Below are 20,824 nucleotides of genomic sequence, written 5' to 3' on the forward strand. Positions count from 1 at the left end.
GGATCGACCGCGGCGAAGTGCTTTGCGGTACCGGCGCTACACGACCAGTTCGACCGGGTACTCCGTCAGGTTCTCGTGGCCGTCCTCGGTGACGACGACCAGGTCCTCGATGCGCACGCCGCCGACGTCGGGGTCGTACAGCCCCGGTTCGACCGTGATCACGTTCCCGGGGTCGAGTTCGTCGCCGTCGGGGGCGACCCGCGGCAGTTCGTGGACGTCGAGGCCGACGCCGTGGCCGGTGCTGTGGATGAACCCCGTCTCCGCGTCCGGATCGCTGCGCAGCGTCGGCACCCCGGCCGCCTCGAAGACGTCACAGGCGGCGTCGTGGACCGCCGCACCCGTGACGCCGGGTTCGACGGCGTCGAGGGCGGCCCGCCGCGCCTCGTCGGTCAGGTCGAACCACTCCCGCAGCGTCGGACTCGGCTCGCCCCGCAGGAAGGTCCGCGTCATGTCCGCGTGGTACCGCGTCTCCTTGTCGCGGGGGAAGATGTCGACGACGATCGGTTCGTCGGCGCGCAGGGGGCCCGACCCCCGGTCGTGTGGGTCGGCCGCGTCGCTGCCGCAGGCGACGATGGTCTCGTCGAGCGCGCACCCCTCCTCCAGCAGCGTCCGCTCGATCTCCCGGCGCACCGCCTCGCTCGTCAGCGGGTCGCCGTCGCGGTGGAGGACGCCCTCGACGACCGTCGCGGACTCGATCAGCGACTCGGCGGTCGCCATCGCCCGCTCGTTGGCCCGCTGGGCCCGACGGACGTGGTCGACCTCCGCGGGCGTCTTGACGGCGCGGATCCGCGTCACCGCGTCCGCGTCGTCGACGTCGACGGTCACGCCCGCCTCGCGCAGGCCGTCGGCGGTGCCGAGGGGGAAGCGCGCGGGGACGGCCACCGACCCCACCCCGACGTCGTCGAGGAAGTCGGCGACGGCGGCCGCCCTGCCGGCGACGGGGCCCGCCTCGCTCACCCGGTCGCGGTAGTCGTACGTCGAGAGGCGGGAGACGGTGTCCGCTCGGGAGTCCTTTCGCGCGCGGCCGTACTCCAGCCCCGAGACGAGGACGTGGATCCCGTCGGGCGTGTAGCAGGTGACGAAGGGATCGGGGGCGTCGAACCCCGAGAGGTAGCGCTGGGTCGAGTCGGTGCCGTCGGCGTCGACGAGGTAGCCGTCGAGGTCGCCGAGTGCGGCGTCGAGCGCGGAGAGATCCGGATCCATACCCCTCCGTCGGAGTCGGGGCGGCAAATACGCTTGGTCGGCGCTACGTCAGCGTCCGCACGGCGTCGACGAGGAAGACGACGCCGAACCCGGCGAGGACGAGGGCGCTGACGCCGGCGACGACGGGGGCGAACCGCGCGACGCGTCGCTGGGCCGCCCGGAGCGCCGCGGGGAAGCCGGTGATCCACAGGCCGATGCCGAGGAAGAAGCCGACGATGAGGGCCGGACTCCCCGTCCGGACCACCAGCAGTCCCGCGAGGTCGGCGCCCAGGTAGGGCGTATACGAGAGCACGTCGAGTTCCCCGGGCTCGAGGAGGCCGACGCCGATGGTCAGCCAGAAGAGGATCTGGTAGGGGTTGGTGAGCGCCAGGACGAACGCCTTGCGGAAGCCGGTGGCCGCCCGGACGGCCGGGCCGTCCGTCGGGACGGCGTCCGCGTCGCGCCGCGCCTCCGACGCGGCCCCGTAGGCGAAGTAGAGCATGAGCAGCCCACCGGCGCCGACCATCGCCGCGCGGACGCTCGGGAAGCGCTCGACGAAGGTGACGACGCCGAGCAGCGAGCAGACGAAGAAGACGGCGTCGGCGGTCATCGCCCCGAGGCCGGTCCGGGCGCCGGCCAGCCAGCCGTTGTTGACGGACTCCTCGGCGATGACGGCGTTCATCGGCCCTGGCGGGGCGGCGAGGGCGAGGCCGAAGACGACGCCTGCCAGCAGCGACGGGAGGGGGCTCGGCACGGACCACACCACGCCGTCGGCGAGAAAAACGCTTCCGAACTCGTCTCATACGGTTTACTGTACGTCAGTACCAGTGGTTCGCCGGATCGTCACGGCGAACCACCGGTGAACAGTTACAACAATCGTGTCAGAGCAGCGTCAGCACGGCCGTCGACACCGTCGAGACGACCGTCTCCCAGACGGAGAACCCGGTGAGGATGCTCAGCACGGTGTCGGCCGCGAAGAAGGCGAAAAGCCCCGCGGAGAAGAGGTGAGCCTTCCGGAGGTCCAGGCGGTGGGAGAACTTGTGGAAGAAGAAGGCGTTGGCGAGGCTCACGGGGATGATGGCGAGCATCTCGCCGACCCAGATGGCGGGGTGGGCGCCGTACTGGGCGGCCAGCCCGATGGTGACGAGTTGGGTCTTGTCGCCGAACTCCCCGGCCGCCATCATCGCGAAGATGGGGACGAAGCCGCCGAGGCTGTCGGGGAGTTCCCGGCCGAACACCTGGGGTTCGAAGTCCTCGGACAGCGAGGTCACGCCGCCGTCGGTCGCCGCCGGGTCGACGCCCTCCGCGTCGCCGCTCGACGGCGCGGAGCGGTAGAGCAGGACGGCGAAGACCAGAAACAGGGCGGCCGTGAACGCGTCGAGGACGACCGCCGGGAGCGCACGCTGGAGCGCCTCGCCGACCACGATTTCGATCGCGGTCCACCCGGCGAAGGCCGTCCCCGCGGCGCTCACGACCACCAGCGGGTTGTAGCGGGTCGAGAGCCCAGCGATGATGAACTGCACCTTCTCGCCGGGCAACACGACGAGTTGGGCGACGAAGGCGACGGTGAGGATTTCGAGCCACCCCGTCACGCGTCGCTCACTTCCTCGGGGGCGTCGGCGGGCCGGACGCGGATCGTCCGCGCGACCGACTCGGGGAGGCTCTGTTCGTCGTCGCCGATCCGGACGGTCACCATGCCGAACGGCGCCACGTCGACGACGACCAGTTCCGTCCCCGGGCGGATGCCCGCGTCGTCGAGGTAGGCGAGTTCCTCCTCGTCGCGGTCGCGCACCCGACCGACGACGACCCGGTCGCCCGACTCGTGGTCGCTCAGGGGCGTCGTCTCGTCGCCCTCGAGGGGGTGGAGGTCCGCGTTGGGGATCGGATCGCCGTGTGGATCCACCTCGGGGTCGCCGAGGGCCTCGGCCACCCGCCGCTCGAACTCCTCGGAGATGTGGTGTTCGAGGGCGTCGGCCTCCTCGTGGACGTCGGTCCACGAGTAGTCGAGGTGTTCGGCGAGGTACGCCTCCAGCAGCCGGTGGTGGCGGAGCACCTCCAGCGCCACCGTCTCACCCTCCGGGGTCAGCTCGACGCCCTTGTACTTCTCGCGCTCCAGCAGGCCCCGGTCCGCGAGTTTCTGGACCATGCTGGTCACCGTCGGCGCCGTCTTGCCGACTTCGTCGGCGATGGCGGAGGTGGACACCGGCGCGCCCTCCTCGGACTGGAGCCGATAGATCGCCTTGAGGTAATCCTCCATCGCGTCGCTGAGCATCGCTCTGTCTGTCGGATTTAGCCCCGTCTAATCAATAAGGGTGTCGTGTCGAACTGCGGGGTGGGGGCCGCGCGACCCCGTCAGACGCCCTGTCCCATCAGGTGGCTCCGAAGCAGGTCGGCCGTCTTGACCCCGGCGTCGGCGTTGATCAGCACGACCGTCCCGTCGTCGTCGAGGGCGCCCCGCTCCGCGAGTTCCCAGGCCCCCGCCGCGGCGGCGCCGCCAGTCGCGCCCACCTCGGTGCCGAGTCGCTGGGTCAGGGCCACCGCGCTCTCCAGCAGGTCCTCGTCGGCGACGGCCACCGCGTCGCCGCCGCTCCCGTCGAGTGCGTCGAGGGCGAGCGACCCGCCCGCCGGGTCGGGAATCTCCAGTTCGCCACAGATGGTGTCGGGGTACGCCACCGGGTCGACGGCGTCCGCGCCCGCGTCGTGAGCCTCGACCACCGGCGCACAGCCCTCGGCCTGGACGGCGTGGACGCGCGGCACCCGGTCGGTCAGGCCGAGTTCCATCAGGTCGCGGAACCCGCGTTCGATCCCCACCAGCGTCTCGCCGGTGCCGACGGCGACGACGACGGCGTCCGGCGCCGTCCAGTCGCGCGCGCCGGCCACCTCGTAGGCCAGCGTCCGGTAGCCGTCGTGGCGGTACGGGGTCGTGAACTCCTGGAGCGAGTGCCAGTCGGCGACCAGATCGGAGTCGAGGGCGTCGAGGGCGTCCGGATACCGCCCGCCGATCACGCGCATGTCCGCGCCGTGGACGTTCACCATCGCCTTGTTCGGGAAGGGGGCGCGGGAGGGGAGGTACGCGTAGCAGTCGGTCCCGATCCGGCCGGCGTAGGCCGCCGCCGACTGGCCGGCGTTCCCCGGCGCCGCGAGCGCCAGCAGGTCCGCACCACTCGCCGCGGCCATCGTCACCGCGACCGAGAGGCCACGGTCGAGTATCGTCCCCGTGGGGTTCCGCCCCTCGTCCTTGAGGAGGACCGACCCGACGCCGAGGTCGGCGGCGAGGCCGTCGGCGTCGAGCAGCGGCGTCGCCCCCTCGCCCGCCGAGACGGCGTCGGTCGCGGGGACGGGCAACAGGGCGTCGTACGCCCACAGCGAGTCCGGATCGGCCGGTAGCGCCGCCGGGTCGACGGCGTCGAGGTCGTACGCCGGGGTGAGCGGTGCGCCGACGTCGCTCCGGCCGACGTGGTCCGGGGCGTACCGCTCGCCGGTCGCCGTGCAGTCGAGGCCGAGGAGGGTCTCGGAGGTGTCCATGCCGGCGGTTGCGACCGGAGGGGCAAATCCCTGTCCATGGATTCTTTAGCCACGCGACCGACCGCCGGGTATGGACGACACACCGACGGTCGCCGTCGCCGGCGCCGGGTTGGCGGGGCTGGTCGCCGCGCGACGCCTCGCCGAGGCCGGCGCCGAGGTCACCGTCTTCGAACGCCGCGACGAGGTCGGCGGCCGGGTGCGAACCCGCCGCCGGGACGGCTTCACCCTCGATCGAGGCTTTCAGGTGCTCTTCACCGCCTACCCGGCCGTCCGCGAGGAACTCGACCTCCGGGCGCTCGACCTGCAGTCCTTCTCCCCGGGCGCGGTGATCTGTCGCCCGGGCGAGCGATCGGTGCTCTCCGACCCTCTCCGTGACCCCCTGTCGCTCACACAGACCCTGTTCAACCGCGAGGTGACCACGACCGACAAACTCCGGACGCTCGCGCTCCGTCAGCACGTCGGGAGTCGCGACGAGGCGACCGTCTTCGAGGGTTCGGACGCCCCCATCGACGAGTACCTCCGCGACTGGGGGTTCTCCGAGTCCTACGTCGACCACTTCGTCGCCCCCTTCTACGGCGGCATCACCCTCGATCGCTCCCTGTCCACGTCGAAGCGGGTCTTCGAGTACACGTTCAAGGCGATGAGCGAGGGGCTGATCGCCCTGCCCGCGGCGGGGATGGCCGCCGTCCCCGCACAACTGGCCGAGCGCGCCCGCGAGGCGGGCGCGAGTATCGGCCTCGACGACCCGGTCGCTGCCGTCTCCGGCGACGACGACGGCGCGACCGTCGAGGCCGAGAGCCGGACCCTCGACGCCGACGCGGCGGTCGTCGCCACCGACCCGCGCACCGCGCGACGGCTGACCGGCGTCGCGTCGATTCCGACGGCGGCCCGCCCCTCCGTCACCGCGTACTGCTCCCTGCCGGACGGCCCCTCGCTGGACGAGGCCCGGAAGATCCACCTGAACGCCGCTGACGACCGACCGAACGCCGTCGTGCCGCTCTCGGCCGTCGCGCCGACGTACGCCCCCGACGACCGGCGGCTGCTCGCGGCCACCTTCCTCGGCGACGACGCGCTCGACGCCGACGACGCGGCCCTCCGCGACGCGACGCGCGAGGCGCTCGCGGACTGGTTCCCCGAACGCCGCTTCGGGGGGCTCGAACACGTCCACACCGACCGGATCGAGTTCGCGCAGTTCGCCCAGCCCCCCGGCGTCCACGACGACCTGCCCGACGCCCACGACCCGAACGGTCGTGTCTACCTCGCCGGCGACTACACGGCGTGGTCCTCCATCCAGGGGGCGATGCGGAGCGGCCGCGAGGCCGCCGAGGCGGTGCTCGCGGACCTGTGACTACCCGTCGAATCGACTTTCGGTGCCCAGATAGGCCGACTCGAACGGCTCCCCGACGTCGGCGTAGAACAGCGCCAGGTTCGCCTCGAGGTCGGTGCGCAGGTAGTGATCGATGACCGCGGCGAGCGTCTCCCGGAACCGGTCGCCCGTCTCCGTGCCGAGCGTCCGGAGGTAGGCCGGGCCGAGTTCGTCGCCGAACACGCCGTTCGTGACCGGGTCGCCACGCCAGACCGTCTTCGCGGGCGCGTAGCCGTACGACTCCAGACACGCCTCCAGGCTGGGCCACGGCTCGTCGCGCTCCTCGGCGCGATCCCGGCGGTCCGGAAACAGGTCGACGTGCGTCTCCGCGGCCGTGATCGCCGGCAGGTCGAGCGACGCGCCGTGACGCGCCAGTCGCCCCTCGACGAACGGCAGGTCGAACTCGATCCCGTTGTAGGTGACGAGCGCGTCGGCGTCGCTCCGGTCGAGGCGATCCATCGCTCTTCGGATCAGCGACACCTCGCCGTCGCCGTCCCGGTGGAACGTCTCGTAGGTCGCGTCGGTCAGCGGCGCCGCTCGCTCGTGGACGCCGACGCCGACGGAGACGAGTTCGCCGTCCTGCGGGTTCGTGGCCGTGGTCTCGATGTCCACCGTCGCCACCGTCTCGGCGTCCGGGGGGTCGCGGGGGAATCGCATCGGTAGCGATGGCACCTCGATCCCTCAAGAAGTTGGCGTCTCCCGTCAACGTTTACAAGCCGGCCGGGCGAATCGGGGGTATGGTCCCCACCTCCGACTGGCTCTCGCTCGACACCGACGAGACGGTCGTCTGGCGGGGCGCACCCCGCGTGCGTCGCGTCCTGCCGACGGTCGTCGCGGCCGCGCTCTGGATCGTCGTCCTCGCCGTCGGCGCCGCCGTCGCCCTACGGACGCGCATGTTCCCGACACCGATTCCGGTCGCCGGCGCCGCCCTCCTCGCCCTCCCGGCGGTCGGCGCGGCCGCGGCGTCGTACCTCCGGACCGTGAACGTCGAGTACGTCCTCACGGACCGGAACTGCTACCGCAAGCGCGGCGTCCTCTCGACGCGCGTGACGCGGATCGGCCTCGCGAACGTCCAGCGGACCGCCCTCGACAAGTCCGTCTGGGGAACCCTCTTCGACTACGGCACCGTCTCGATCAGCACCGCCGGCTCCGACGGCGTCGACCTGCGCCTGACGGACCTCGACGACCCCGAGGCGGCCCGCGACGAACTCCGCCGGCTGGCGGGCGCCGACGGGAGCGAACGGCGGGAACGCCGCCCCGCCGGACTGGACGCCGCGACGGCCGACGCGCTCCTGGCGGAGGTCGGCGCGTTGCGCTCGGCCGCCGACCGCCTCGACCGGGAGGTGAGCGACGGATGAGCGGGACCGAGGCGCCGGCCGACGACGCCGCGAACCCGGACTGGCTCACTCTCGATCCCGACGAGGAGATCGTCTGGACCGGACAGCCGGCGTTCGAGACCCTCTACGGCACCATCGCGACCGGCCTCGTCCTGACGGTCGTGTTGATCGGCTTCCTGATCCTGCTGGGGGTGCCCTTCGCCTACTACCGGATCGAGAACACGGAGTACGTCGTGACGACGAAGTCGCTGTACGTCAAGACGGGGATCCTCTCGACCAACATCGAGACGGTCGACCTCGACCGCATCCAGAACACGGAGTTCACGCGGAGCTTCTGGGGCAAGCAGTTCGACTACGGCACCATCTCGATCAGCACCGCCGGCAGCAGCGGCGCCGAGATCTCCTTCGACGGCATCCCGGACGCCCCGGCCGTGCGCGACCGCATCACCGAACTCCAGCGCCGGCACGGCGGACGGGACGAGGACGGCGAGGGCGGCGACGCGCCCGCGAGCGCCGACCAGTTGGCCGAACTGATCGAGGAGGTCCGCGCCACCCGCGAGGCGTTCGAACGGATCGAAGACCACCTCACCGACGGGACGGCCGACGACGACGACGATCAGTCCCGGACGAACGCCTCGTCGCCGTAGCGGTCGAGGATGTCGAGGAAGCCGGCGCGTTGCTGCCGGAGTTCCGGCGGCAGGTCCGCGTAGGCGTGATCGAACATCGAGGCCGGGTCGGCCTCCACCTCGGCGGCGGCCTCGACGACCGCGGCGACGTGATCCTCGACCGCCGCACGGATCTCCGCGTCGCGCTCGTCGTCCAGTCGGTCGGTCCGCCGGAGGAACGACTCGAACCGGTCCAGCGGGTCGCGGTCCCGCCACTTCTCCACTTCCTCCTCGTCCCGGTAGACGCTGGGGTCGTCGGCGGTGGTGTGGGCGCCGTAGCGGTACGTGACCGCCTCGATCAGCGTCGGTCGGTCCTCGTCCTCGTCGGGGTCGCGCGCCCGGTCGACGGCCTCCTTCGTCACCTTGTAACAGGCGAGGGGGTCCATCCCGTCGACGCGGACCCCCGCCATGCCGTACGCGTCCGCCTTCACCGCGATGGTGTCGCTCGCGGTCTGTCGCTCCACGGGCACCGAGATGGCCCAGCCGTTGTTGTTGCAGAAAAAGACCGTCGGCGTGTCGAACACGCCCGCGAAGTTCATCGCCTCGTGGAAGTCGCCCTCGCTGGTCGCGCCGTCGCCGAAGTGGACGACCGTCGCGCGGTCGTCGCCTTTCAGCTTCGACGCCCACGACATCCCGACGGCGTGGGGCAGGTGGTCCGCGATGGTGATGTTGAGCGGGAAGACGTGCTTGTCCGCGAGCGTCGCGTTCCCCGCCTCGTGGCCCATCCAGTACGACAGGTAGCCGGCGTCCAGGTCGCGGACCACGACCGCCCCGTGTTCGCGGTACTGATAGAGGATCCAGTCGTCGTCGGCCAGGGCGTACGTCGACCCCACCTGCGCGCCCTCCTGGCCCGCGCCGGAGGCGAAGGTGCCGAGGCGACCCTGTCGCTGAATGTTGATCGCCCGCTGATCGAAGTGACGGGTCAGGCGCATGTCGCGGTACATCCCGAGGAGCGTCTCGTCGTCGAGGTCCGGTACCGCGTCCTCGTCGACGGGGACGCCGTCCTCGTCAAGCACCCGGACGAACTCCCCTTCCTCGTAGTCCACGGTCAGTCACCCCGCGCGCGCCGTCGACCGTTCCGGTGTCGGTGACTCCGCCGTGGTCCTGGCCGTCCCTGCATACGTCGGTCGAGAACCTCCGCCGAGTAAATCTTACCGGAGGTGGGGCCGCAGGTCGTCGAGGGGTGGGAACCACAACGCCCCGTCCGCGCCCTCCTCGCCCGCCCCCGCCTCGACCACGCCCGGCCGAACCGCATCGAGGTCGGGCACCAGCGGCGAGTCGACGCGCTCCAGCCGTTCGATCCGGACCCCCGCGGCGACCGTCGAGAACGCCGGCACCACCAGGGTCGGCCGGTCGCGGGACGCCCCAGTCCGCAGGAAGCAGTCGCGCTTGCGCCCCGCGACGGTGATCGCGGGGTGGACGTGTCCGCAGACGTACCGTTCCGCGTCCGTTCCGGGGACCTCGTGCCCGTGACAGACGACGGTCCCGTCCGGGAGACGGTGGGCGTCGTGGACGGGGCCCGGCCAGGCGTCGTGGAGGCCGCCGTCGTGGTTGCCGGCGACCGCGACGGGGCGCGCCCCCGCCGTACGCACCAGGCCCGCCAGGTCCCGAAGCGCGTCGACCGCCCGGTCGGTCGGCGCGCCGAACCGATGGAGCAGGTCGCCGGCGAAGACCACCGTCGCGGGGTCGGTCGCCGAGATGGCCGCCGCCAGTCGGGTCCGGAGGTCCGCACGCTCGTCCAGCAACGGGCCGACGTTCGCGGCGTCGGCCCGGCCGACGTGGGGGTCGGCGACGACGAGCGTCGCCGTCGCCGGGAGGTAGGCCGCCCGGCCGTGGGTTCGGGGCGTCGGCACGGGGCGTTCACGGGGCCGGACGGACTAAGCGGTATCGCTAGTCCGCGTGCTCCTTCGCCGTGTCGTAGGCCTCGCGGAGGCGTCGGAACGATTCGCTGTCGCCGCCCTGGTCGGGGTGGACGTCCTTCACGCGACGGCGGTAGGCCGCCCGCACCTCGTCGGCGTCGGCGGTCGGCTGGAGGCCGAGGTGAGAGAACGCCGCGCCGACCGACGGCCCGCCGGCCGTGGTCGGCCCCGATCCGGTCCCGGCTCCCGGCACGTCGAAGGGGAGGCGACGACCGAGCGCCGAACCGGGCATCTCGTGTTCGCAGAGGACGGCCGCCGTCCCCGCCCGCTCGATGCGGAAGTAGGCCTGGGGGTCGAAGGTGACCGCGACGTCCCGTTCGGGCAGGTAGAAGGCGACCGACTCCTCGTGAACCGTCGCGTCCTCGACGTACCGCTCGCCGATGGCACCGAGGTACTGCCGGATCTCGGCGCGGCGGCGGTCGGTCCCGTCGATCCGCCGACTGCGGTCGGTCGGTGGGGCGGGAAACAGGCGGTCGCCGACGACGAAGATACCCGCGACCAGCAGCGTGAGGACGACGCCCATCCCGGCCCCGGCGAGCAACCACGGGGGCAACAGCTCAAGCCACTCCAGCGCCACGCGACCCCGTTGGCGGCCCGCGGTAAAGAACTTCTCGGCGGCGGGGGCGCCTATCCGATGTACCGCAGGTCGTCGTCCGTCGGCACCTGGGCGCTCTGGTTTTGCATCTCCTGGATCTTGCCGACGACCTCCTCCATCTCCTCGGCGCGGTCCTCGAGGGACGCGTAGTCGAGTTCGAACCCGAGGACCGACTCCAACACCTCAAGCACCGCACGGGCGCTCTTGGGATCGACCAGATAGCCGCTGGTCTCGCCCATCAGACAGGCGGCGTCGAGGCCGCGACGGCCACCCAGCCCCAGCAACAGGCCGCTGACGCCGACGATGCCGCCGGCGGGTTCGTCCTCGCGGAACTCCACGTTCTCGGCCTCCAGCTCCCCCTTCAGGTCCGCGTCGGTCACCGCCCCGAGGACGTGGTACTCCTCGATGAGTTCGCCGGTCGGGACGCCACCGAGGGCGAACAGTCGGTCCGTCCCGAGGTCCTCGGCGACGTCGAGAAAGGACTCGGTGAGGTGGTAGTGGCCGGCGTTGCTCCCCGCCTGGTGGTCGCCGGTGAGGACGAGCAGGTCACGGCCACCGGTCTCGACGGCGTGAAACTCCGCACAGACGAGTTCCGCGACCCCCTCGTCGTCGATGCTCACCTGCGGGGGGAACTCGTCGGCGTAGACGCGGCGGACGAGTTCGCTCTCGAACTCCTCCAGCAGGTACTCCGCGGCGAGTTTCCCCACGTGACCGACGCCGGGCAACCCCTCGATCAACACCGGATCGGATAGCTCCGACTCCGCGACCGTCTCGATCTCGATGGCGTCCATACCGGCTATTCGCGTTCGCGGCGCTTAAGAGCGCGTCGGTACTTCCCGTACGGGTCCGCAGGATCGAACGGCGCCGGGGCGCTGTTGACGGCCTCGGCACCGCACTCGGGACACGCCTCGCCGAGCGTGTACACCGGGCGGTCGTGGCGCTCCCGCCACGAGCCACACACCCGGATGTCCGCCTTCATTCGTCGTCGGTCTCGCGCTCGCGGTGGTACCGCGCCGTGCCGCCCGCGGCCTCGATGGCCTCGCTGGCGCGCTTCGCGCTGGCTTCGAGTTCCGACTCCGCGCGCTTGTAGTCCGGCGCCTGCACTTGGATGCGGTACTCCGGCGACCCGACGTACGACACCGTCAGGTCGATCTCGTCGCTCACGTCGCCGTTGCCCTCCGCGGCCTTCAGCGCCTCCTTGATGTGGTCGACGCCGTCGCCGCTCGGACACTCCAGGTCGACGTAGCCGGTGACGTTGACGTAGGGGACCGAGACGTTCTCGCGGGCCGTCGAAACGATGGTGTCGACGTCCTCGTCGTCCAGATCGACGTCCTCGAGCGCCTCGCTCCCGTGGATGGCTGCCGACTCGAAGGCGTCGTAGAGGCTCTCGAACTCGGCGAGCAGCGCGTCGGCGACCGCCTGGTACTGCTCGTCGGCGACGTCTTCCCCGAAGGCGAGGGACATCCACTTGTCGGCCTTCTGCTCGTTTTTCCACTCCTGGATCTTCTCTTTGTGCTGGTGTTCGTTGACGTCCTTGATCGAGAGGTCGATCTGCTGTGATCCCTCGTCGACGTCCAGCACCTTGGCGACGACCGTCTGCCCCTCGCGGACGTGGTCGCGGACGTTCTTGATCCAGCCGCTTGCGACCTCGCTGATGTGGGCGAGGCCGCGTTTGTCCTCGTACTCCTCGAGGTCGACGAAGACGCCGAAGTCGGTGATCTCGTCGACCTTGCCGACGACGAGTTCGCCCGGTTCGGGCCAGCCACTGTACTTCATGGTGGGTGTGTCAGCGTGCCTCGACGGTGCCGGTTACCTCGCCCTCGAAGGCCGCGTGACCGCCGGTCGGCCGGGCGAGCGTGCTCCCGCAGACCGCACAGTTCACCGTCGTCGACACCTTGTCGAAGACGGTCTGTTCGTTGCCACAGTCCGCACACTCGACGGTGACGAAGTTCCCCGTCATTCCTGGAACTCCAGTCGACCGGCGCGCCAGCCCTCGCGCATGTGGGCCTTCCCACACTCGGCACAGCGGTACTTCAGGTGCGTCTTCTTCGTGGGTTTGTCGCCACCCGGCACCTTCGAGAACTTCCCGGCGTTGCCGATGGTGGTCGTGGCGCGTTCGCGCTGGCGGTCGATCCACTTCATCCCCGTCTCGCGACCGCGACGCACTTTCTCGACCTCGTGTTCGAAGTGCCCGTTGCAGTGCGGGCAGTACGTGTTGAATCGGCGTGGCATCTGCATAGATATCTACCTTACCGGGAATTTCACGTCGGGCGTTAAAACCCGTTCGGTGTCCGCTCGGCGGGCGAGGCCGGGGCGTCCCTACTCGGGGAACAGCGGCGGCGCCACGCGCTCCCGTTCGAGGAGTTCGATCTCGTGGCCGTCCTGATCCGTCGTGAACGCGTACATGTCGTCACAGGAGGCGGGGTCGCGGTAGTCCGCCGCCTCGCGGACCATGAGTTGCTCCCAGTCGTCGTGCAGGTCGTCGACCCGGACACAGAGGTGACCCCACGCGTCGCCCATGTCGTAGCTCCGGCCGTCGTAGTTGTAGGTGAGTTCGACCGCCATCGCCTCCGGCGGCGCGTCCGAGGGTTCCGTGAAGTAGTTCGCGAAGGTGTCGGACTCCCACCGGCCGGCGGGGACGTGTTCGAACTTCCGGGTCCAGAAGCCGAGCGCCTCGTCGGCGTCCTCGACGCGGATCATGGTGTGATCGAGGCTCCAGCGCGCCCCGTGGTCGCGCTCGACGATCTCCACCTCGTGGCCGTCCGGATCCGTCACGAAGGCGTAGCTCCCGCCACAGGAGTCGGGGTCGCGGTAGTCCTCGACGCCCGCCGCCATCAGTTCCTCGTAGGCGTCGTAGACGTCCTCGACGCGCACGGCGATGTGGCCCCACGCGTCGCCCATGTCGTAGCTCCGGCCGTCGTGGTTGTGCGTGAGCTCCAGCATCGCCCCCGCCTCGTGCATGTCTTCGGGACCGAGGTAGACGTTGGTGAACGTGTCGGCCTCCCAGCGATCCTTCTCCTCGTAGCCGAGGTGTGACTGGTACCACGAAAGCGAGTCGTCGAGGTCCGAAACTCGCATCATGACGTGATCGAGGGTTCCGTCCATGGGCGAGGGGACGGCGGGGACGCCGAAAAACGTACCGCAAGCGGCGGTCCCTCGCCCCGGTCAGTTACCAGCGGCTCGCGGGGAACGGGATCGGGTCGCCGCCGACCGGCCACGGGTCGGGGCGCGGACCCGGCCACGGCCAGGGCCACGGCCACGGCGGCCACTCGTCGGGCGGGACGGTGAGCCCTCGCCGTGCCGTTGCGGCCCCGCTACCGGGTGTGAGCCGTCGCGGATCGACGGCGGCCATCCGCCGAGGCCCCCGGAGCGACGCCCAGCCGTCGTCGCGGCCGGCGCGGTCCATCGGCAGGGGCACCGGGTCCCCGTTGTCGGCGTACGGCCACGGACCCGGGCGCGGACCCGGTCCCGGCCAGGGCCACGGCCACGGCGGCCACTGCGGCGGCCACGGCCACGGATCCGGCGGGGGCGTGAGCCCCACCGGCGAGTCCGTGCGGAGGCTCGGCTGCGGGCTCGGATCGCCCCGATAGCCGACGGCCGGCCGCGACGTGCCGCCGGCGGGGCGGATCCCACCGCCGGACGACGACTCGACGTCGAGGAGGCCCTCCTCCTCGAGGTGCGAGAGGTACTCCTCACGGATCTCGAGGAAGTCGGAGAGTCGGTCCCCGACGGCGGGCGGGGCGCCCAGCAGACAGATCGGGTCGTTCGGATGGTCCCGGCAGTACTCGACCCACTCCGCTTCCTCCCCGGGAATCGGCTGGAACACCGATCCGCCCCCGCCGACCAGGTTCTCCTCCTCCAGTCGGTCGAGGTACGCCCGCTGGGCGTCCTCGACGCGCTGGACCCAGTCGGCGCGCATCCGTCGGGATAGCTCCCGACGCTCCTCGGAGTCGAGCGCTTCCAGACGGTCGATCAGGTCGTCGATGTCGGCTCCCATCGAGTAGTCCCTCCGGGGAGAGTATTTGTCACTATCGATAATTAATGTTAATGATTCAACTGTTCGGCGCCGCGCTACCGGTACACCCACCACGCGACCGCCAGGCAGGCGACCGTTCCGAGCGGCCAGGCGGTGCGTCCGGGCTGGAACGCGAAGCCACGGGCGAGGGTCAGCTGCGCCACCCCGGCGGCGGCGAGGAGGCCGGCCGTCACGCGCGGGTCCTCGCGCCCCAGGGCGTACCCGCCCGCCGCGCTCGCGAGCGCGAGAAGGTAACTCCCGACCGAGAGCGGCCACGCCGTGATGTAGGGCGGGAGGCCGCGCGTGTAGCGAAGGAGGAAGTCCCAGAGGAAGGTGACGGCGAACGGGTCGACGGTGACGAGCCCCCAGGCGAAGACGAACGTGGGTGGGCGAGCGCCCGCGAAGGTCTGGACCGACCACGGGACCGCGAGGAGCGCGAGGACGGCGAGCGGGTCGGCGGCCGAACGATCGGACACGCTACCGGCGGGCGACGACGCGCATCACGTCCTCGTCGGCGAGTTCGTGGTCGCGTCCGACCTGCTGTTCGTCGTGTTTCGCGCTCGGGCCGGTGACCCGGGCGAAGCGAAACCGCTCGTCGAGGGTGCCACCCAGCTTCTCGAGCGCGTCGTCGACGGTGTGTTCGCCCTCCCGCAGAACCAGCGGCTCCTCGTAATCGACGCCCCGTCCCGGTTTGTCCATGTACACTCGGATCAGGCCCAGCGCGTCCCATATCTCCTCTTTGAGGGCGTCGAGACCGCGATCCTCCGCCGCGCTGATGAACACCACCTCGTCGGGATCGAGGCCGTGGTCGCGGAGCTCCTCCTCCACGGTGGGGAGGTAGTCCTTGTCGATCAGATCGGCCTTGTTGACCGCGACGATGGAGGGGAGATACACCCGGTTGTCCTGGATGCCGTCGATGAGTTCGTCGATGGAGCAGTCGCCGCGGATCGTCACGTCGGCGTTGACGTAGCCGTGTTCGCGGAGGACGCTCTTGATCGTCCCCTCGTCGAGGTTCACGTCGTCGGTCGTGGTCACACGGAGCCCCCCCTTGCCCGTCTTGGTGATCGAGAGGTTCGGCGGGGACGTGTCCAGTCGCACCTTGTTGGCGTACAGTTCCTCGCTGAGGCGGTCGTACTGCTGGATCTCGAACACCGAGAGGACGAACACCACGAGGTCGGTCGTGCGGACGACCGACAGCACCTCCTGCCCGCCGCCGCGTCCGCCGGCGGCGCCCTCGATCAGCCCCGGGACGTCGAGGATCTGGATGTTGGCGCCGTTGTACTTGAGCATCCCGGGGTTCACGTCGAGCGTGGTGAACTCGTACTCCCCGACCTCGCTCTCGGCGTTGGTGAGGGCGTTCAACAGGGTCGATTTGCCGACGCTGGGGAAGCCGACGAGGCCGACGCTGGCGTCGCCGGTCTTCTCGACGGCGTACCCCTGCCCGCCGCCCGACGAGGACCGCTGTTCGAGCTTCTCCTTTTTTTCCGCCAGCTTCGCCTTCAGCCGACCGATGTGCTGTTCGGTGGACTTGTTGTACGGCGTGTTGGCGATCTCCTCACGGAGGTCCTCGATCTCCTCCTCCAGACCCATTACCCGCCACTCGGCCGGCGGCGTCGAAAAACCTGTTCCTTCGGCGTGGCGCGGTCCCGCGCCCCAAGCGGTCCCACGCCCCAAGCGGTCCCACGCCCCAAGTGATAGCGTTTCGACACGGTTATACTGTGGTGTGGAGACGTGGGGAACGGAACCGATGCCGGATCCCGAGCGGCTGCGAGACAGCACCCAGATCGTGCTGCCCTGTGAGGAGCTGTCCGGACTCCGCGGCGACATCGAGTCCGACTTCGCCGTCTCCGTCTTCGCGGCCGACGGGACGACCTGTCGGATCGTCGGCAGCCCGGTCGAGATCAAGGCCGTCGGTCGCTTTCTCGCCCGCCACGGGATCAACCTCGCGTGAGGACGCGTCGAAGCGTTTTCTACGGTCGACTCCCTACGCCGCGTATGGACGATCAACCGGGACTGAGCGATCAGTATCGGATGGCGAGTCCCTGGCCGCTCTTCGTCGCGCTCGGCATCCCCATCGCGGAACTCGGCATCCTGTTCGACGTGTTCGTCGTCGCGGTGGCGGGGCTGCTCCTGTTCTGCGGGAGCGTGACCGGGCTGATCCGGGAGGCCGGCTACGCCGAGACGGCGTGGCGACCGCTCGCCGTCTTCGCCGTCCTCCTGGTCGCCGTCGGCGGCGTCCTCGCCTTCACCGACGTGAACCTCGTGACGCGCGGCTACGCCATCATCACGGCCGGCGTCATCCTCGCCCTCGCGGGCATCGGCGGCGAACTGTTCGTCCCGAAACGGGAACCGGTCTGAGCGCCGTCACGGGAGCGCTCGCGGCGGTCGACCGACCCCACCTGCCCGGATGGAAACCTATTTGTTCGGCCTGTGTTATGGGTGGGATATGGCGACGAAAGTGTTCGATCGGGAGACGCTCCTCGATCTGACGGTGAATTTCATTCCGCTGTTCATCATCCTCTTTTTCATCGTCGGATACGCCGTCTTCAACCCGTTCGACATCGGCACGACGGGTCGGATCCTCCAGTACGTACTGCTGGTCGCTCCCTTCGTTTTGCTCGCGATCCTGACCTACCTCTCGGGCAAGGCCATCTCGCTGGCGGAGAAGGGAAGTCCGGTGTACATGCCCGGCGGCGCGACCGTCGACGGCGCCGAACCGATCGAGGACGAACACGGGGAGTGACCCCCCGCCGGACGGCCGTCAGCCCCTCCGAGAGCCGCGTCCGTCGGCCGATCCGTCGAAAACCGGTCCCGAATATTTCTTAACCCTGCGTTCCTGAGCAACGCCCATGCAGATCACCGGACAGTTAGCGTTGACGGTGTTCATGGGGCTCTTCCTCGTGATCATCGCCGCGTGGCTCGCGCGGATCGAGGACTGGCGGTCGTACACGCCGCTCGGGAGCGGCGGGGCGACCGGCGAGTCGGGGTACGTCTCACAGGAGAAGCCGGCCGGTATCATCCGTTGGCTGACGACGGTCGACCACAAGGACATCGGGATGCTCTACGGCGCCTACGGCGTCATCGCCTTCGTCGTCGGCGGCCTCATGATCATGATCATGCGGGTCGAGCTGATCGACCCCGGAATGACGATCATCTCGAACACGTTTTACAACTCCCTGTTGACGAGTCACGGGATCACCATGCTGTTCCTGTTCGGGACGCCCATCATCGCGGCGTTCGCGAACTACCTCGTCCCGCTCCTGATCGGCGCGGACGACATGGCGTTCCCCCGGATCAACGCCATCGCCTTCTGGCTCCTGCCGCCCGGGGCGCTGCTCATCTGGGCCGGGTTCTTCCCGCTCGGTGACATCGTCCCCGCCCAGACCGCCTGGACGCTCTACACGCCGCTCTCGGCGGGCGTCGGCGGCGGCAATCAGGCCAACGCCGGGGTCGACCTGATGATCCTCGGCCTCCACCTCACCGGCGTCTCGGCGACGATGGGGTCGATCAACTTCATCGCGACCATCCTCACCGAACGCGCCGAGGAGGTGACCTGGGCCAACCTCGACATCTTCTCGTGGACCATCCTCACCCAGTCGGGGCTGATCCTCTTTGCCTTCCCGCTGCTCGGGAGCGCGCTGATCATGCTCCTGCTGGACCGCAACCTCGGCACCACCTTCTTCGCCATCGAAGCCGGCGGGACGATGCTCTGGCAACACCTGTTCTGGTTCTTCGGCCACCCCGAGGTGTACATCCTCGTCCTCCCGCCGATGGGCATCGTCAGTTACGTCCTCCCGCGGTTCTCCGGCCGGCGGCTGTTCGGCTTCAAGTTCGTCGTCTACTCCACGCTCGCCATCGGCGTGCTCTCCTTCGGCGTCTGGGCCCACCACATGTTCGCCACCGGCATGGACCCGCGCCTGCGCGCCTCGTTCATGGCGGTGTCGCTCGCCATCGCCATCCCCTCGGCGGTGAAGACGTTCAACTGGATCACGACGATGTGGAACGGCCGCCTCCGCCTGACGACGCCGATGCTGTTCTGTGTCGGCTTCGTCTCCAACTTCATCATCGGCGGCGTCACCGGCGTCTTCCTCGCCTCCATCCCCGTCGACCTGGTGCTTCACGACACCTACTACGTCGTCGGCCACTTCCACTACATCGTCATGGGCGCCATCGCCTTCGCCGGCTTCGCCGGACTCTACTACTGGTTCCCGATGTTCACCGGCCGGATGTACCAGCGCCGCCTCGGCAAGTGGCACTTCTGGCTCTGGATGTTCGGGTCGAACATCACGTTCATCGCCATGATCGTCCTCGGCTACGGCGGCATGCCCCGGCGCTACTCCACCTACCTGCCGCAGTTCGCCACCTTCCACCAGATCGCCACGCTCGGCGCCGTGTTGATGTTCGTCGGCGGCCTCATCTGGACGTACAACTTCGTCGTCTCGTGGCTGGAGGGGCCGAAGGTGCAGGACGGCGACCCGTGGAACCTGCGCGACGACGGCATGTACACCAACGAGTGGCAGTGGTTCGAGAACAGGATGGAGACGGCCATCACCGACGGCGGCGACGAGGAGGTCGCCACCGACGGCGGCACGACCGACGAGTAAGCAGCCCCCGTTTTCGGTCGCGGTTCGACGCCGCAGTCAGGTCGCCAGCAGGATGCCGGTGACGAACATCAGGAGCGCGACGCTCCCCAGAATGATGCCGAGGATGTCCTGGTTGGTCATACGTCGAGGGACGACCGGCGTCGGCAAAGGCTCGTCGGTTCGAATGGAAAGCGCTAATCGCCTCCCGGCCGTAGCGCCGCCGTGACCGGGACGCAGTCGCGCCTCGACGGCCGGCGGTTCGTGCTGTTCCTGTACGTGCTCATCGTCGGCATCGCCGGCGCCCTCGGCCTCGTACTGGGGTCGGTCGTCCCGATGGGGAGCGCGCCGCGGCTGTTCTTCCTGATCCGGCTGCCGCCGACCGGAGTCGGCTTCGCGGCCTACGGGATGGTGACCGTCGCCGTCGCCCTCGGCGTCCCGCTGGCGCTCGTGGGCTACCTGTCCGACCGACTCGATACCGAGACGGCCCGGGGTAAAGACACTTAGTCCTGGCTGGTCGAGAGGGGAACATGTACCACGTCGTGATCGGCGTCGACGACAACGAGGAGCGAGCACTCGCGTGTGCGCGGGCCGTCGCCGACCTGCCGGGGGCCGAGACGGGGGCGCGCGTCACCATCATCCACAGTTTCACGGACAACCCGAGCGGCGCCTCCGCGTCACAGATCGGCTCGGTGCGCGAAGCGACCGAGTTCCTCGAGGAGCGCGGCATCGAGGTGAGCGTGACGGAGTCGAGCGGCGACCCCGCCGAACAGATCCTCGACGCGGCGACCGACGGGGACGCGAACCTCATCGTCGTCGCCGGCCGGAAGCGCTCGCCGACTGGGAAGGCGCTGTTCGGGAGCGTCACGCAGTCGGTGATCCTGAACGCCGACCGGCCGGTGATGGTCGCCGGCGACACCGACGACTAGAACAGCGCCTCGGCGTACGTCGCCGGCGGCTTCCGCCCGGCGACGGTGTCCACGAGGTCGCCCGCGCGGAACCGACAGACGGCGGGCGCCGTGGTCACGTCGAACGTGCGACGGAACGCGGGCACGGATTCGCCGTCGACGCCGGCGACGGCGACGTCGTCGGGGAGCGCGTCGAGCACGGCGTCGAGGTCGTCCTTCAGGGCGTCACAGGGCGCACAGTCGCGTCGCCACACCGTTATCACGGCGTCGTGGTGCGCGTCGAGAAACGCCGCCCACTCCTCGTCGTCGAGTTCGGGCACGCCCGCCGGCACCGGCGACGCCGGCGTGAGTTCGCCGACGAGCGTCGCCATCGTCGCCAGTCGCTGGTCGTCGACGCCGGGGCCGGCGTCGGCCTCCGGCCGGTCGCTCGCGGAGCGTGACTCCGCGCCGCCGAGGACGGCCCGGATCGAGAGCGCCGCGATCAGATCCTCGCGGGTCACCGTCCCGGCGTCGATCCGCTCGCCGGCCGCCGCCTCGCTCACGCCGAACGTCTCCGCGACCGTCCGACGGAACCGGTCGGCGTCCGCGTCGGCGTAGGAGTCGCGGTAGATCCGGCGGGTCGACTCGAACTCGTCGGTCGTGACCAGCCCGTCCGACCGTTCGTCGACGACGCCGGCCGCGATCAGTCGGTCCAGCGCGGATTCGAGGGCCGCCTCCGAGGGACCGTCCATC

28 protein-coding genes are annotated in these 20,824 nt (G+C 70.0%); 9 read left to right on the forward strand and 19 right to left on the reverse strand.

From position 1 onward, the window contains the following. Positions 1 to 36 precede the first annotated feature (36 nt). The 5 genes from NBT67_RS06445 to NBT67_RS06465 form a co-directional block, all read right to left on the reverse strand. The gene (locus tag NBT67_RS06445) at positions 37 to 1,203 is read right to left on the reverse strand and encodes a M24 family metallopeptidase (protein ID WP_251344025.1); all 1,167 of its coding nucleotides are present in this window, start codon (positions 1,201 to 1,203) and stop codon (positions 37 to 39) included. 43 nt (positions 1,204 to 1,246) lie between these two features. Continuing rightward, positions 1,247 to 1,936 carry a LysE family translocator gene (locus tag NBT67_RS06450; protein WP_256474702.1) on the reverse strand — a complete coding sequence of 230 codons (690 nt, stop codon included), beginning with the start codon at positions 1,934 to 1,936 and terminating at the stop codon, positions 1,247 to 1,249. Positions 1,937 to 2,063: 127 nt separating this feature from the next. Continuing rightward, positions 2,064 to 2,774, reverse strand: a complete 711-nt coding sequence (locus NBT67_RS06455; protein ID WP_251344026.1) for a TMEM165/GDT1 family protein — start codon at positions 2,772 to 2,774, stop codon at positions 2,064 to 2,066. Then, positions 2,771 to 3,454, reverse strand: a complete 684-nt coding sequence (locus NBT67_RS06460) for a metal-dependent transcriptional regulator (RefSeq protein ID WP_251344027.1) — start codon at positions 3,452 to 3,454, stop codon at positions 2,771 to 2,773. The genes NBT67_RS06455 and NBT67_RS06460 overlap by 4 nt, the downstream gene beginning before the upstream one ends. A gap of 80 nt (positions 3,455 to 3,534) precedes the next feature. Then, positions 3,535 to 4,707, reverse strand: coding sequence for a pyridoxal-phosphate dependent enzyme (locus NBT67_RS06465; RefSeq protein WP_251344028.1), 1,173 nt, complete (start codon positions 4,705 to 4,707; stop codon positions 3,535 to 3,537). 70 nt (positions 4,708 to 4,777) lie between these two features. Between NBT67_RS06465 and NBT67_RS06470 the strand changes: the two genes are divergently transcribed. Next, entirely contained in the window at positions 4,778 to 6,055 is a 1,278-nt protein-coding gene (locus NBT67_RS06470; protein ID WP_251344029.1) for an NAD(P)/FAD-dependent oxidoreductase, read from the forward strand. Here the strand turns inward: NBT67_RS06470 and NBT67_RS06475 are convergent, their stop codons facing one another. Further along, positions 6,056 to 6,730 carry a ribonuclease H-like domain-containing protein gene (locus tag NBT67_RS06475; RefSeq protein WP_251344030.1) on the reverse strand — a complete coding sequence of 225 codons (675 nt, stop codon included), beginning with the start codon at positions 6,728 to 6,730 and terminating at the stop codon, positions 6,056 to 6,058. 80 nt (positions 6,731 to 6,810) lie between these two features. Here NBT67_RS06475 and NBT67_RS06480 point away from each other — a divergent pair, with 80 nt between their 5' ends. Both NBT67_RS06480 and NBT67_RS06485 read left to right on the forward strand, forming a co-directional pair. Beyond that, positions 6,811 to 7,431 carry a PH domain-containing protein gene (locus NBT67_RS06480; RefSeq protein ID WP_251344031.1) on the forward strand — a complete coding sequence of 207 codons (621 nt, stop codon included), beginning with the start codon at positions 6,811 to 6,813 and terminating at the stop codon, positions 7,429 to 7,431. After that, a complete protein-coding gene (locus NBT67_RS06485; RefSeq protein WP_251344032.1) occupies positions 7,428 to 8,057 on the forward strand; it encodes a PH domain-containing protein in 630 nt (209 codons plus the stop codon). Before NBT67_RS06480 ends, NBT67_RS06485 begins: the two co-directional genes overlap by 4 nt. Here NBT67_RS06485 and pdhA read toward each other — a convergent pair. The 12 genes from pdhA to NBT67_RS06545 form a co-directional block, all read right to left on the reverse strand. After that, positions 8,027 to 9,127 (reverse strand): pyruvate dehydrogenase (acetyl-transferring) E1 component subunit alpha, encoded by a 1,101-nt coding sequence (gene pdhA / locus NBT67_RS06490; RefSeq protein WP_425498919.1) that lies wholly within the window; start codon positions 9,125 to 9,127, stop codon positions 8,027 to 8,029. The genes NBT67_RS06485 and pdhA overlap by 31 nt on opposite strands. Before the next feature lie 99 nt (positions 9,128 to 9,226). Further along, complete coding sequence (locus NBT67_RS06495) at positions 9,227 to 9,928, reverse strand: metallophosphoesterase (protein ID WP_251344034.1); 702 nt, start codon at positions 9,926 to 9,928, stop codon at positions 9,227 to 9,229. Between the two features lie 37 nt (positions 9,929 to 9,965). Next, positions 9,966 to 10,571 (reverse strand): J domain-containing protein, encoded by a 606-nt coding sequence (locus NBT67_RS06500; RefSeq protein ID WP_251344035.1) that lies wholly within the window; start codon positions 10,569 to 10,571, stop codon positions 9,966 to 9,968. Between the two features lie 50 nt (positions 10,572 to 10,621). Further along, the gene (locus tag NBT67_RS06505) at positions 10,622 to 11,380 is read right to left on the reverse strand and encodes a proteasome assembly chaperone family protein (protein ID WP_251344036.1); all 759 of its coding nucleotides are present in this window, start codon (positions 11,378 to 11,380) and stop codon (positions 10,622 to 10,624) included. Positions 11,381 to 11,385: 5 nt separating this feature from the next. Next, a complete protein-coding gene (locus NBT67_RS06510; protein ID WP_251344037.1) occupies positions 11,386 to 11,568 on the reverse strand; it encodes an RNA-protein complex protein Nop10 in 183 nt (60 codons plus the stop codon). After that, complete coding sequence (locus NBT67_RS06515; protein WP_251344038.1) at positions 11,565 to 12,365, reverse strand: translation initiation factor IF-2 subunit alpha; 801 nt, start codon at positions 12,363 to 12,365, stop codon at positions 11,565 to 11,567. Before NBT67_RS06515 ends, NBT67_RS06510 begins: the two co-directional genes overlap by 4 nt. Before the next feature lie 10 nt (positions 12,366 to 12,375). Further along, complete coding sequence (locus NBT67_RS06520; protein WP_157688946.1) at positions 12,376 to 12,549, reverse strand: 30S ribosomal protein S27e; 174 nt, start codon at positions 12,547 to 12,549, stop codon at positions 12,376 to 12,378. Continuing rightward, positions 12,546 to 12,827, reverse strand: a complete 282-nt coding sequence (locus tag NBT67_RS06525) for a 50S ribosomal protein L44e (RefSeq protein WP_251344039.1) — start codon at positions 12,825 to 12,827, stop codon at positions 12,546 to 12,548. Before NBT67_RS06525 ends, NBT67_RS06520 begins: the two co-directional genes overlap by 4 nt. 81 nt (positions 12,828 to 12,908) lie before the next feature. Continuing rightward, complete coding sequence (locus NBT67_RS06530; RefSeq protein WP_251344040.1) at positions 12,909 to 13,694, reverse strand: VOC family protein; 786 nt, start codon at positions 13,692 to 13,694, stop codon at positions 12,909 to 12,911. Positions 13,695 to 13,758: 64 nt separating this feature from the next. After that, the gene (locus NBT67_RS06535) at positions 13,759 to 14,586 is read right to left on the reverse strand and encodes a hypothetical protein (protein ID WP_251344041.1); all 828 of its coding nucleotides are present in this window, start codon (positions 14,584 to 14,586) and stop codon (positions 13,759 to 13,761) included. A 74-nt stretch (positions 14,587 to 14,660) separates the two neighbouring features. After that, entirely contained in the window at positions 14,661 to 15,080 is a 420-nt protein-coding gene (locus NBT67_RS06540; protein ID WP_251344042.1) for a TIGR04206 family protein, read from the reverse strand. Position 15,081: 1 nt separating this feature from the next. Further along, the gene (locus tag NBT67_RS06545) at positions 15,082 to 16,194 is read right to left on the reverse strand and encodes an OBG GTPase family GTP-binding protein (RefSeq protein ID WP_251344043.1); all 1,113 of its coding nucleotides are present in this window, start codon (positions 16,192 to 16,194) and stop codon (positions 15,082 to 15,084) included. A gap of 157 nt (positions 16,195 to 16,351) precedes the next feature. Between NBT67_RS06545 and NBT67_RS06550 the strand changes: the two genes are divergently transcribed. From NBT67_RS06550 to NBT67_RS06575, 6 genes are all read left to right on the forward strand, one after another. Next, positions 16,352 to 16,555, forward strand: a complete 204-nt coding sequence (locus NBT67_RS06550) for a VNG_1110C family protein (protein WP_251344355.1) — start codon at positions 16,352 to 16,354, stop codon at positions 16,553 to 16,555. Positions 16,556 to 16,599: 44 nt separating this feature from the next. Continuing rightward, on the forward strand, positions 16,600 to 16,962 hold the full coding sequence (locus NBT67_RS06555; RefSeq protein ID WP_251344044.1) for a DUF7541 family protein: 363 nt from the start codon (positions 16,600 to 16,602) through the stop codon (positions 16,960 to 16,962). Positions 16,963 to 17,050: 88 nt separating this feature from the next. Beyond that, positions 17,051 to 17,347: a DUF6684 family protein gene (locus NBT67_RS06560; protein WP_251344045.1), complete on the forward strand. Its 297-nt coding sequence runs from the start codon at positions 17,051 to 17,053 to the stop codon at positions 17,345 to 17,347. A gap of 142 nt (positions 17,348 to 17,489) precedes the next feature. Then, complete coding sequence (locus tag NBT67_RS06565; RefSeq protein WP_251344356.1) at positions 17,490 to 19,208, forward strand: cbb3-type cytochrome c oxidase subunit I; 1,719 nt, start codon at positions 17,490 to 17,492, stop codon at positions 19,206 to 19,208. A gap of 201 nt (positions 19,209 to 19,409) precedes the next feature. Next, positions 19,410 to 19,691, forward strand: a complete 282-nt coding sequence (locus NBT67_RS06570; RefSeq protein ID WP_251344046.1) for a DUF7520 family protein — start codon at positions 19,410 to 19,412, stop codon at positions 19,689 to 19,691. Positions 19,692 to 19,714: 23 nt separating this feature from the next. Next, positions 19,715 to 20,113, forward strand: coding sequence for a universal stress protein (locus NBT67_RS06575; protein WP_251344047.1), 399 nt, complete (start codon positions 19,715 to 19,717; stop codon positions 20,111 to 20,113). On the opposite strand, the gene NBT67_RS06580 is transcribed toward NBT67_RS06575, so the two are convergent. Continuing rightward, the gene (locus tag NBT67_RS06580; RefSeq protein ID WP_251344048.1) at positions 20,110 to 20,823 is read right to left on the reverse strand and encodes a thioredoxin family protein; all 714 of its coding nucleotides are present in this window, start codon (positions 20,821 to 20,823) and stop codon (positions 20,110 to 20,112) included. The two genes, NBT67_RS06575 and NBT67_RS06580, sit on opposite strands and share 4 nt — an antisense overlap. Position 20,824 lies beyond the last annotated feature (1 nt).

The organism is Haloplanus sp. GDY1 (genome assembly GCF_023703775.1).
In the GTDB taxonomy this organism is placed as follows: domain Archaea; phylum Halobacteriota; class Halobacteria; order Halobacteriales; family Haloferacaceae; genus Haloplanus; species Haloplanus halophilus.

Bases quoted from the DNA above. Each gene is read 5' to 3' on its own strand.
- NBT67_RS06445 (WP_251344025.1), bottom strand. From the start codon at position 1,203: ATGGATCCGGATCTCTCCGCGCTCGACGCCGCACTCGGCGACCTCGAC.
- NBT67_RS06460 (WP_251344027.1), bottom strand. From the start codon at position 3,454: ATGCTCAGCGACGCGATGGAGGATTACCTCAAGGCGATCTATCGGCTC.
- NBT67_RS06465 (WP_251344028.1), bottom strand. From the start codon at position 4,707: ATGGACACCTCCGAGACCCTCCTCGGCCTCGACTGCACGGCGACCGGC.
- NBT67_RS06470 (WP_251344029.1), top strand. From the start codon at position 4,778: ATGGACGACACACCGACGGTCGCCGTCGCCGGCGCCGGGTTGGCGGGG.
- NBT67_RS06475 (WP_251344030.1), bottom strand. From the start codon at position 6,730: ATGCGATTCCCCCGCGACCCCCCGGACGCCGAGACGGTGGCGACGGTG.
- NBT67_RS06480 (WP_251344031.1), top strand. From the start codon at position 6,811: ATGGTCCCCACCTCCGACTGGCTCTCGCTCGACACCGACGAGACGGTC.
- NBT67_RS06485 (WP_251344032.1), top strand. From the start codon at position 7,428: ATGAGCGGGACCGAGGCGCCGGCCGACGACGCCGCGAACCCGGACTGG.
- NBT67_RS06505 (WP_251344036.1), bottom strand. From the start codon at position 11,380: ATGGACGCCATCGAGATCGAGACGGTCGCGGAGTCGGAGCTATCCGAT.
- NBT67_RS06510 (WP_251344037.1), bottom strand. From the start codon at position 11,568: ATGAAGGCGGACATCCGGGTGTGTGGCTCGTGGCGGGAGCGCCACGAC.
- NBT67_RS06515 (WP_251344038.1), bottom strand. From the start codon at position 12,365: ATGAAGTACAGTGGCTGGCCCGAACCGGGCGAACTCGTCGTCGGCAAG.
- NBT67_RS06520 (WP_157688946.1), bottom strand. From the start codon at position 12,549: ATGACGGGGAACTTCGTCACCGTCGAGTGTGCGGACTGTGGCAACGAA.
- NBT67_RS06525 (WP_251344039.1), bottom strand. From the start codon at position 12,827: ATGCAGATGCCACGCCGATTCAACACGTACTGCCCGCACTGCAACGGG.
- NBT67_RS06530 (WP_251344040.1), bottom strand. From the start codon at position 13,694: ATGGACGGAACCCTCGATCACGTCATGATGCGAGTTTCGGACCTCGAC.
- NBT67_RS06535 (WP_251344041.1), bottom strand. From the start codon at position 14,586: ATGGGAGCCGACATCGACGACCTGATCGACCGTCTGGAAGCGCTCGAC.
- NBT67_RS06545 (WP_251344043.1), bottom strand. From the start codon at position 16,194: ATGGGTCTGGAGGAGGAGATCGAGGACCTCCGTGAGGAGATCGCCAAC.
- NBT67_RS06550 (WP_251344355.1), top strand. From the start codon at position 16,352: ATGCCGGATCCCGAGCGGCTGCGAGACAGCACCCAGATCGTGCTGCCC.
- NBT67_RS06555 (WP_251344044.1), top strand. From the start codon at position 16,600: ATGGACGATCAACCGGGACTGAGCGATCAGTATCGGATGGCGAGTCCC.
- NBT67_RS06560 (WP_251344045.1), top strand. From the start codon at position 17,051: ATGGCGACGAAAGTGTTCGATCGGGAGACGCTCCTCGATCTGACGGTG.
- NBT67_RS06565 (WP_251344356.1), top strand. From the start codon at position 17,490: ATGGGGCTCTTCCTCGTGATCATCGCCGCGTGGCTCGCGCGGATCGAG.
- NBT67_RS06575 (WP_251344047.1), top strand. From the start codon at position 19,715: ATGTACCACGTCGTGATCGGCGTCGACGACAACGAGGAGCGAGCACTC.
- NBT67_RS06580 (WP_251344048.1), bottom strand. From the start codon at position 20,823: ATGGACGGTCCCTCGGAGGCGGCCCTCGAATCCGCGCTGGACCGACTG.